Origin of the sequence: uncultured Aggregatibacter sp. (assembly GCF_901873365.1) — a bacterium.
Taxonomy (GTDB): Bacteria; Pseudomonadota; Gammaproteobacteria; order Enterobacterales; family Pasteurellaceae; genus Aggregatibacter.
Map to the genome: position 1 here is coordinate 1 of NZ_CABFLM010000086.1, position 9,390 is coordinate 9,390.

Annotated in this window: 9 protein-coding genes and 3 pseudogenes; 11 read left to right on the forward strand and 1 reads right to left on the reverse strand. The window is 41.3% G+C overall.

What is annotated here, in order from left to right:
• The 7 genes and pseudogenes from QZ106_RS07855 to trpA all read left to right on the forward strand — a co-directional run.
• Positions 1-373 (forward strand): sulfatase-like hydrolase/transferase (locus tag QZ106_RS07855; RefSeq protein WP_367259979.1); only part of this gene is annotated, 373 nt, incomplete at its 5' end.
• A gap of 25 nt (positions 374-398) precedes the next feature.
• A pseudogene (locus tag QZ106_RS07860) lies at positions 399-1,066 on the forward strand (fused MFS/spermidine synthase).
• Complete coding sequence (locus QZ106_RS07865; RefSeq protein WP_295976207.1) at positions 1,002-2,513, forward strand: fused MFS/spermidine synthase; 1,512 nt, start codon at positions 1,002-1,004, stop codon at positions 2,511-2,513. Before QZ106_RS07860 ends, QZ106_RS07865 begins: the two are co-directional and overlap by 65 nt.
• 241 nt (positions 2,514-2,754) lie before the next feature.
• Complete coding sequence (locus tag QZ106_RS07870) at positions 2,755-3,510, forward strand: SDR family oxidoreductase (protein ID WP_021616942.1); 756 nt, start codon at positions 2,755-2,757, stop codon at positions 3,508-3,510.
• Positions 3,503-3,943, forward strand: a complete 441-nt coding sequence (locus QZ106_RS07875) for a hypothetical protein (RefSeq protein WP_295976211.1) — start codon at positions 3,503-3,505, stop codon at positions 3,941-3,943. Before QZ106_RS07870 ends, QZ106_RS07875 begins: the two co-directional genes overlap by 8 nt.
• A gap of 9 nt (positions 3,944-3,952) precedes the next feature.
• On the forward strand, positions 3,953-5,152 hold the full coding sequence (trpB, locus tag QZ106_RS07880) for a tryptophan synthase subunit beta (RefSeq protein WP_295976212.1): 1,200 nt from the start codon (positions 3,953-3,955) through the stop codon (positions 5,150-5,152).
• Positions 5,149-5,955 (forward strand): tryptophan synthase subunit alpha, encoded by an 807-nt coding sequence (gene trpA, locus QZ106_RS07885; protein ID WP_295976213.1) that lies wholly within the window; start codon positions 5,149-5,151, stop codon positions 5,953-5,955. Before trpB ends, trpA begins: the two co-directional genes overlap by 4 nt.
• A gap of 71 nt (positions 5,956-6,026) precedes the next feature.
• Here the strand turns inward: trpA and birA are convergent, their stop codons facing one another.
• Positions 6,027-7,040: a bifunctional biotin--[acetyl-CoA-carboxylase] ligase/biotin operon repressor BirA gene (birA, locus tag QZ106_RS07890; protein ID WP_295976214.1), complete on the reverse strand. Its 1,014-nt coding sequence runs from the start codon at positions 7,038-7,040 to the stop codon at positions 6,027-6,029.
• Positions 7,041-7,110: 70 nt separating this feature from the next.
• Here birA and guaB point away from each other — a divergent pair, with 70 nt between their 5' ends.
• From guaB to QZ106_RS07910, 4 genes and pseudogenes are all read left to right on the forward strand, one after another.
• Complete coding sequence (gene guaB / locus QZ106_RS07895; protein ID WP_295976216.1) at positions 7,111-8,577, forward strand: IMP dehydrogenase; 1,467 nt, start codon at positions 7,111-7,113, stop codon at positions 8,575-8,577.
• Between the two features lie 138 nt (positions 8,578-8,715).
• On the forward strand, positions 8,716-9,057 hold the full coding sequence (locus QZ106_RS07900) for a hypothetical protein (protein ID WP_295976218.1): 342 nt from the start codon (positions 8,716-8,718) through the stop codon (positions 9,055-9,057).
• Positions 9,014-9,166, forward strand: a pseudogene (locus QZ106_RS07905) (transposase); the annotation flags it as partial. The gene QZ106_RS07900 and the pseudogene QZ106_RS07905, both read left to right, overlap by 44 nt.
• An 82-nt stretch (positions 9,167-9,248) precedes the next feature.
• Positions 9,249-9,390 (forward strand): annotated as a pseudogene (locus tag QZ106_RS07910) (IS3 family transposase); the annotation flags it as partial.

Below are 9,390 nucleotides of genomic sequence, written 5' to 3' on the forward strand. Positions count from 1 at the left end.
AACAGTGACTTTATTAGAAGAACAAAATGAACCTTTCTCATTAATTTATTTTTCAGATCATGGTTTATCGCATATTAACAAAGAAGATAAAAAAGAGGTTGATTTAGATTTTGGCGATAAATATAAACAAAACTTTGATGTCCCTTTTGTCAAAATCTCTAGCGATGACAATACAAGAGAAGTAGTTAATATAAAAAGAAGCGCATTTAACTTTATCTATGGGTTCTCTCAATGGCTAGGAATACAAACCGAAGAATTAAATAATCACTACGATTTTTTCTCAAATAAAGACGATGAAGAAATTAAAGTGTTTAACTTCCAAGACAATATTCCTTATGACTCATTAAAAACAGATAATATTCCACAATTTTAATCCAAAACTTACTTAGGATGACATGATGAATCAATATAGTGCTACAACAGTAAAAGTCGTCTTTTTTATGTCAGGCTTTGCCGCATTAATCTATCAAATCGCATGGCAGAGAATATTATTTACTGCCTTTGGTGTGGATTTAGAATCCATCACCATCATTATAGCTGTCTTTATGGCCGGCCTCGGTATCGGCGCTTATTTTGGTGGCCGTATCGCCGACAAATTCCCCAAACACATTATTTTCTATTTTGCACTCACCGAAATTGGTATTGGTGTTTTTGGTTTTGCCAGTCCAACGCTAATAGAGTTAACAAAAAATCTATTCTTGCATTCAAGCATTGTTACCGTTGCTTTCTCTAATTTTGTATTGCTCCTTTTTCCCACCTTCCTCATGGGAAGTACATTACCTCTATTAACTCAATACTTAAACCAACATTTTGATAATATTGGAAATAATATCGGCTGGTTATATTTTACCAACACCTTAGGTGCAGCATTTGCTTGTATAAGTGTTGGTTTTTTCCTATTTAATCACTTAACCATTACTCAAGTGATTTATTTAGCCGCAATCGTTAACTGTCTTGTTGCAACAATTATTTTTATTAAATACGGAAGAAAGGGGTAAATCATGACAATTACGAAAAAAGCAATCATCCTGTCCTTCTTAAGTGGTTTTCTCAGCTTAGGGCTTGAGGTAATTTGGATTAGATTATTTAGTTTCTATGGCACCTCTCTTCCACAAATTTTTTCATTAACACTTGCGCTATTTTTATTAGGTATTGCCTGCGGTTCTCTGATTGGTAAAAATCTATGTCAATCCGGTAAAGGAAATATCAACTATATTGGTTATTCCTTTATTTTTTCAGCACTACTTGATTGTTTAGCAATTGCGCTATTAATTTATTTCCCAATTCAAGGTATATTCGGTATTTTTATTATTTCTATTTTCTTTTGTGCATTAGCACGGGGAATTGTTTTCCCAATCGTGCATCACCTTGGTGCTGAACAAAAGAAAACCGGTGCCGCTATTTCCAACGTATATTTCGCCAATGTTCTGGGCTGTACCATTTCACCGATATTAATCGGTTTTTATCTTTTAGATATTTTTACCACACAACAAACTTATTTCCTTATTATATTGACAACGTTGATTACCGCTGTATTTTGTGTAAAAGAGAAATGGTTAAAAATGGCCACAACTCTTGCAACTGTAATTGTGATTATAACAGCCTTTACTGCACCTGAAGAAATCATTCATTCACTGGCACAAAGAACGGATGATGATGGAAAACCGTTAAAATTAGAGAAGTTAATTGAAAATAAACATGGCTTTATTCAAGTTTATTTAAATGACGAAAACGACGAACTTGTTTTTGGCACGAACGTTTATGATGGAATGTTAAATACCAGCTTGACGCGTAACCATAATGGTATTGAACGCGCCTACTTATTACCGGTTATTGCGCCTCACGCCAAAAATATTTTAGTAATTGGCTTAAGTACAGCATCATGGACAAGGGTGCTTACCTCCATGCCGGAATTAGAATCCATGACGGTCATTGAACTTAATCCGGCGTATCCGCAGCTTGCCGGTATGTACCCTGAAATGCAAAAATTCCTACAAGATAAACGCGTTAATCTGATTACGGATGATGGTCGTCGTTGGTTAAATAAAAATCCGGAGAAAAAATTTGATTTTATCCTGATGAATATGACATTCCACTGGCGCAATTATTCCACCAACTTGCTGAGTAAAGAATTTTTAACCTTAACGAAAGCGCATTTAAATCCGAATGGCTTTATTTATTTTAATACGACCAGCTCGCTTGATGCGCACTATACTTCAAAAGTAGCCTTCCCATACAGTTATAGCTACATGAATATGTCATTAGCTTCGCTTAACCCGATCCCTGAGCTAACTAAAGAGCAAGTGGAATACAATCTGTCCCGATTAAAGTGGGAAGATGGCCAACCGGTATTTAATTCACAAGAAGCCTTAGAAAATGGTACAAACCAAATTCTTAGCAAACCATTAATCCCATATGAAAAAATAGATTTTTCAGAATTAAATCGCAAACCTGAAATCATCACTGACGCTAATATGATTACTGAATACAAATATGGCCTTTTAAATAAATAATCCCTCAAATTAAGGAGGTTTCAACACCTCCTTAATTTTTATCTCAAACGCCCTTTTCCTCTTTTACTGAAAAATAAACCAAAAACCCACCGCACTTTTCCTCATTCTCTGCTAAATTTCTTTATCAACGCGCTATATTTTTTCGTACTAGTGTAGTAGTATACTCTACATCATAGAAAGTGCGGTCATTTTTCTAAATGAATTTTTCCGTACCCCAATTCCACAACAAGGAGAAATAAACATGACAAAAATTGCATTGGTGACAGGCGCCACCGCCGGTTTTGGGAACGCCATTTGTCGCACATTATTAAAAGCCGGTTATTTAGTCATCGGTACAGGAAGAAGACAAGAACGTTTAGCACAATTAGAACAAGAATACGGCAAACAATTCTTCCCTCTCGCATTCGATATTTCGGATCGTCACGCAGCTGAAAAGGCATTAAAAACACTGCCGGCAGAATTACAAGCCATCGATTTATTAGTGAATAACGCAGGCCTTGCTCTTGGCTTAGAAACAGCGGATAAGTCCGATTTAGATGACTGGGAAAAAATGATCGATACCAACGTGAAAGGTTTGGTCACCGTAACCCGTTTGGTTTTGCCGCAAATGGTCGCGCGTAATCAAGGGCATATCATTAATTTGGGTTCAATTGCCGGTAATTATGCCTATCCGGGCGGTAACGTTTACGGCGGTACGAAAGCTTTCGTGAAACAATTCAGTTTAAACCTCCGCGCAGATTTGGCCGGCACCAATGTGCGTGTTTCCAATGTAGAACCCGGTTTATGTGGTGGCACGGAATTTTCTAACGTGCGCTTTAAAGGCGATGATGCCCGTGCAGCACAAGTGTATGAAAACGTACAATATGTCACGCCGCAAGATATTGCCAATATCGTGTTATGGCTTAACCAACAACCGGAGCACGTAAACATTAACCGAATTGAAGTAATGCCGACGGCACAAACCTTTAACCCGTTAAAAGTAAGCAAAAATGACTAAGTCGCCCAGCAAACTTTCCCGTTTTTTAACTGAAATTACTGAGCCTTATTTGGCCTTTTTACGTGGGCTAACGCCTGCCTTGCTGTTTTTTGTGCTGTATATGGTGATGACGGAATACATTAAAGATCCGGAGTTTAGAAAAGGATTATTTTTCTACATTAATGAGCCTGATTTAATCGACATCGTCTATTATGTCATCCGCTGCTTTGTCGCCATTCCATTGTTAATTATGCTCTCGGCTTACTTACTCAGTTTACGGAGTTTTTACTTAAAGCAACAAAATATCCTTGCCGAGATTGGTTTTAGCCCGATAGCAACCTTTTTACTTTGGGCAATTTTTTGGTTAATTCAACTGATTTCAAGTGTATTTGTTGTTTTATTCGCTGTCATAAATTTCTCCAAAATCTACGATAGCCTGTTTTTAATGTCATAAGGAAAGCCTATGTCAGACACGATTTTAAACCCTTATTTTGGGGAATTTGGCGGAATGTATGTGCCGGAAATTTTAGTGCCTGTGCTTCAACAATTAGAAAAAGCGTTTGTTGAAGCCAAAGACGATCCCGAATTTCAACGTGAATTTCAGGATCTCCTGAAAAATTATGCCGGCAGACCGACCGCACTTACCCTTTGCCGTAACTTAACCAAAGGCACTAAAGCCAAAATTTATTTAAAACGGGAAGATTTACTCCACGGCGGTGCCCACAAAACCAACCAAGTTTTAGGCCAGATTTTACTGGCAAAACGTATGGGGAAAACTCGCATTATCGCGGAAACCGGCGCAGGTCAACACGGTGTCGCGACTGCCCTTGCTTGTGCCATGTTAGATATGCCTTGCCGCATTTATATGGGCGCAAAAGACGTAGAACGTCAATCTCCAAACGTATTCCGTATGCGCTTAATGGGGGCTGAAGTGGTGCCGGTGCAAAAAGGTTCTTGCTCCTTAAAAGATGCCTGCTGTGAAGCCATGCGTGATTGGTCGGCAAATTATGAAAACACCCATTATCTGCTAGGTACGGCGGCAGGGCCTCACCCCTTCCCAACCATTGTGCGTGAATTCCAAAAAATGATTGGCGAAGAAACTAAACGTCAAATCTTAGAAAAAGAAGGTCGTTTGCCGGATGCGGTGATTGCAGCGGTAGGTGGCGGTTCAAATGCAATCGGTATGTTTACGGATTTCATTGATGAACCGAATGTGCGTTTAATTGGCGTCGAACCTGCCGGCCATGGCATTGAAACAGGTGAACATGGCGCACCCTTAGGGCATGCAAAAGTCGGTATTTATTTCGGGATGAAATCGCCGTTAATGCAAACAGAAGACGGCCAAGTGGAAGAATCCTACTCGATTTCTGCGGGGCTAGACTTCCCTTCTGTCGGCCCGCAACACGCCTATTTGCAAAGCATTGGTCGCGCGGAATACCCTAGCATTACCGATAATGAAGCCTTAAATGCGTTCCAAGCACTGGCAAAACATGAAGGCATTATTCCTGCATTGGAAAGCTCTCACGCATTGGCACAGGCGTTAAAAATGATTCATCAGGAACCGAATAAAGCACAAATTTTAGTGGTGAATTTATCCGGTCGTGGTGATAAAGATATTTTTACCGTAGATAAAATTTTAAATGAAAAAGGAATGCAATTATGAGCCGTTTTGAAACGACCTTTTCCCGATTACGCGCAAAAAAGGAAGGCGCATTCGTTCCTTTCGTTACCTTATGTGATCCGACATTTGACCGTTCTTTTGAGATTATTTGTACCCTCGTCGATAACGGCGCGGACGCATTGGAATTGGGTTTTCCCTTTTCTGATCCGTTATTAGACGGTCCTGTTATTCAGGCAGCCAATAATCGTGCGCTCAATGCCGGACACAGCACAGAAGACAGCTTTAAATTGCTTGCCAAAGTGCGGTCAAAATACCCGGAGATTCCTATCAGCCTATTACTTTGCGCGAATTTAATTTTTGCCAAAGGCTTGGATAATTTTTATCAACGTTGTGCGGAAGTCGGTGTGGATGCCGTTTTAGTGGCGGATATTCCATTATTGGCAAAAGAAGACTATGTCCAAGCAGCCCAAAAACACGGTGTTCAACCCGTCTTTATTTGCCCCCCGAATGCGGATTCCAAAACGGTGCAAGGCGTGGCTGAAAGCAGCGAAGGTTATACGTATTTGGTCTCGCGTGCTGGCGTGACCAGCGCAGAAAACCAAAGCCATGCGGCGAATCTGGATAGCTTAGTAGAACAGCTCAAAGCCCACCATGCCCCGCCTATCCTACAAGGTTTCGGCATCGCCCAACCAGTGCAAGTCAAAGAAGCGCTTCAACTTGGCGCAGCCGGCGCGATTTCCGGTTCAGCAACCGTAAAAATCATTGAACGAAATTTAGAAAATCACACCCAATGTTTAACGGAACTCGCTGAGTTTGTTCGCAGCATGAAAGCCGCCACGAAATAGTGGAAAAATAATTCCATTAAATATGGCACCTTAACAAATAAACCTTTGCTAAGGTGCTTTTTTACAACCTTTTACTTTTTCCGTAATGAGACTTCGCCTGCATTAAAATATTGCACACCCTTTTCTGTCATGAGACATAAATGACCTTGTGCATTAATCCCCTGTTCAATACCTGAAATGGTGCTTTTTTCGCTTATCACATTCACTTCCGTGCCTAAATAGGCATCATATTCCAGCCATTGTTGTTGCATTTCCGCATCAATACCATGCTGTTCAAAACGCGCTAAATAACGATAAATGGTATTGACCATTTGTATGATCAGTTTCTCTCGATCAATATGTGGGAAAAACTCCGTCAACTCAGCCCAAGGTTGATCGATTTGTTTTTCTTGACCAAGAGAAACATTCATGCCGATACCAACAACCAAATTCAGTTTACCGTTAGGTTGGTTAACGATTTCCACCAAAATGCCGGCAAGTTTTCGGTCATTGACCAAAATATCATTCGGCCATTTCACTTGAAAACCGTACATATCCAATTCAACCAATGCTTGCACAATCGCCAAGCCAATCACGGTACTTAACCCGTCTAAAGGTTTACGAGGATCCAATTGCCAGTAAAAACTCATGATAATTTGCCCGGCAAAAGGCGAAATCCATTGCCGCCCACGACGGCCTCGCCCGGCGGTTTGATATTCCGCAAAGCAAAGATCGCCCTTTTTAAGATGCGCAACATTATCTAATAAATATTGATTGGTTGAAGAAATTACCGGCTTAACCACCACATGATAAGGTTTCAACGCCTCCGCTAGACGTTTTTCATTTAATAAAGGTAATTCAGGGATCAAATAAAGATGATCATTTTCTAACGCAAAATACAGTCCTTGTTGCTCCATCTGGCGCACTTCTGCTAATAATTCCTCTTTACTGCAAGCTAAAAGTGCGGTCAAATTTTCCAATGAATTTTCCACATCGCTTGTGAGTAATTCTAATAATTTCGCCATAAATCCTTCCTGTTTTTCAGCGTTTAAACGGTGGTTATCATACGCTAAAAACGCAAATTTTTTATCATTTTTTCTTTTCAAATATAGGATGGATCTGTATAATCCGCCCGCAATATTTTTTCATCATTTTAACTTAAAGAGAGATATTGCAATGGCATTACGCATCTTAAAAGAAGCACTCACATTTGACGACGTTCTTCTTGTTCCAGCTCACTCCACTGTGTTACCGAACACAGCTAACCTTTCTACTCAATTAACCTCAACGATTCGTTTAAACATTCCTATGTTGTCAGCGGCAATGGATACGGTAACTGAAACGAAATTGGCTATTTCCCTTGCACAAGAAGGCGGTATTGGCTTTATTCATAAAAATATGTCTATTGAACGCCAAGTGGATCGCGTGCGCAAAGTGAAAAAATTTGAAAGCGGTGTGGTTTCTGATCCCATTACTGTTCCGTCAACATTAACCATCAGCGAATTAAAAGCCATTGCACAGAAAAATGGCTTTGCCGGCTATCCGGTTGTCGATGCTGAAGGTAATTTGGTCGGTATTATCACCGGTCGCGATACCCGCTTTGTTTCAGATCTAAACAAAACCGTTGCCGATTTCATGACACCGAAATCTCGCCTTGTCACCGCCAAAGAAGGGGCAAAACGTGAAGAGATTTTCCAATTAATGCACGAACATCGCGTAGAGAAAGTCTTAATTGTTGATGATAACTTCAAATTAAAAGGCATGATTACCTTAAAGGACTATCAAAAAGCAGAACAAAAACCGAATGCCTGTAAAGACGAATTCGGTCGTTTGCGCGTCGGCGCGGCGGTTGGCGCAGGTCCTGGCAACGAAGAACGCATTGATGCGTTAGTCCAGGCCGGCGTCGATGTCTTATTAATCGACTCTTCTCACGGCCACTCCGAAGGCGTGTTACAACGTGTACGTGAAACACGTGCAAAATACCCGAATTTACCGATTGTTGCCGGTAACGTCGCCACTGCAGAAGGCGCGCTTGCTTTGGCTGATGCCGGTGCGAGCGCAGTCAAAGTGGGGATTGGCCCAGGCTCTATTTGTACCACCCGTATCGTCACCGGCGTGGGCGTGCCACAAATCACCGCCATTTCTGATGCGGCTGAAGCCTTAAAAGATCGAGGCATCCCGGTCATTGCTGACGGCGGTATCCGTTACTCCGGCGACATCGCGAAAGCGCTTGCGGCAGGCGCCAGTTGCGTCATGGTCGGTTCCATGTTTGCCGGTACAGAAGAAGCACCGGGCGAAATTGAATTGTATCAAGGTCGTGCGTTCAAATCTTATCGCGGCATGGGCTCTCTTGGCGCCATGGCGAAAGGCTCAAGCGACCGTTATTTCCAATCCGATAACGCTGCCGACAAATTAGTACCGGAAGGCATTGAAGGGCGTATTCCTTATAAAGGCTTGCTCAAAGAAATCATTCACCAACAAATGGGTGGATTGCGTTCTTGCATGGGCTTAACCGGCTGTGCCACCATCGATGACTTACGCACAAAAGCCCAATTCGTGCGTATCAGCGGTGCAGGCATTAAAGAAAGCCACGTGCATGATGTTACCATCACCAAAGAAGCGCCGAACTATCGCATGAGCTAATTGGGCTTTCGAGTAACAAACAAAAAAGTGCGGTAGATTTTTAAAATAGTTCGGTATTATGTAACAGTTGCACAAAGATTTAACCGATTAAAAACCTTAAAATCCCTATTGAAATTTTAACTCAATAGGGATTTTATTATGGCACAAAAGTTGCTGAAACACGAGTTAGTGGAACGCCTATTAAAGCTAAAAGAAAAACAAGATGAGCTGATGGTGCAAATGCAGTGTTTGTCACAAGAGATTAACGCATTAGCTCAACCTTATATGCCGAAAGAACCAAAACCGCAGCCCTTGATTACGATACGATTAGTCGCTCAAGTCTTACGCGAAAATCCAGATTGGATGTTTTGTGGGGAGATCGCTGAAAAGTGTAGTGGTACACTAATCCCGCAGTCCTCAATAGGTGGTAAAATACCATCAACAAGAGGATTTTATAATAAAAAGAGCAAGACGTTTTTTCAGCCCGGAGTTCAAAGCTGAGGCGGTTAGGTTAATTCAAGAACACGGTTATTCGGTTTCGCAAGCCTGTCGAGAATTAGACATCGGTGAAACAGCATTGCATCGTTGGATAAGCCAAGTTGAAGCCGAGAATCAAGGTTATATCTTACCCAGCAGCAAACCGATTTCCCCCTAACAACAGCGCATTGCTGAATGTCAAAAAGACGGCGAAAATGATTTTCCATTCAGACCAAGGCAGCATTTATGGTAGCAAGGTATTTTGCAAAACGGTGCAAGACTATGGTTTAACCCAAAGTATGAGTCGCCGAGGTAACTGTTGGGATAATGCTCCAATGGAGCGTTGGTTCCGTAGTT

Excerpts from the sequence above, each read along its gene's own strand:
- QZ106_RS07865 (WP_295976207.1), top strand. The coding sequence starts at position 1,002 with ATGACAATTACGAAAAAAGCAATCATCCTGTCCTTCTTAAGTGGTTTT.
- QZ106_RS07870 (WP_021616942.1), top strand. The coding sequence starts at position 2,755 with ATGACAAAAATTGCATTGGTGACAGGCGCCACCGCCGGTTTTGGGAAC.
- QZ106_RS07875 (WP_295976211.1), top strand. The coding sequence starts at position 3,503 with ATGACTAAGTCGCCCAGCAAACTTTCCCGTTTTTTAACTGAAATTACT.
- trpB (WP_295976212.1), top strand. The coding sequence starts at position 3,953 with ATGTCAGACACGATTTTAAACCCTTATTTTGGGGAATTTGGCGGAATG.
- trpA (WP_295976213.1), top strand. The coding sequence starts at position 5,149 with ATGAGCCGTTTTGAAACGACCTTTTCCCGATTACGCGCAAAAAAGGAA.
- guaB (WP_295976216.1), top strand. The coding sequence starts at position 7,111 with ATGGCATTACGCATCTTAAAAGAAGCACTCACATTTGACGACGTTCTT.
- QZ106_RS07900 (WP_295976218.1), top strand. The coding sequence starts at position 8,716 with ATGGCACAAAAGTTGCTGAAACACGAGTTAGTGGAACGCCTATTAAAG.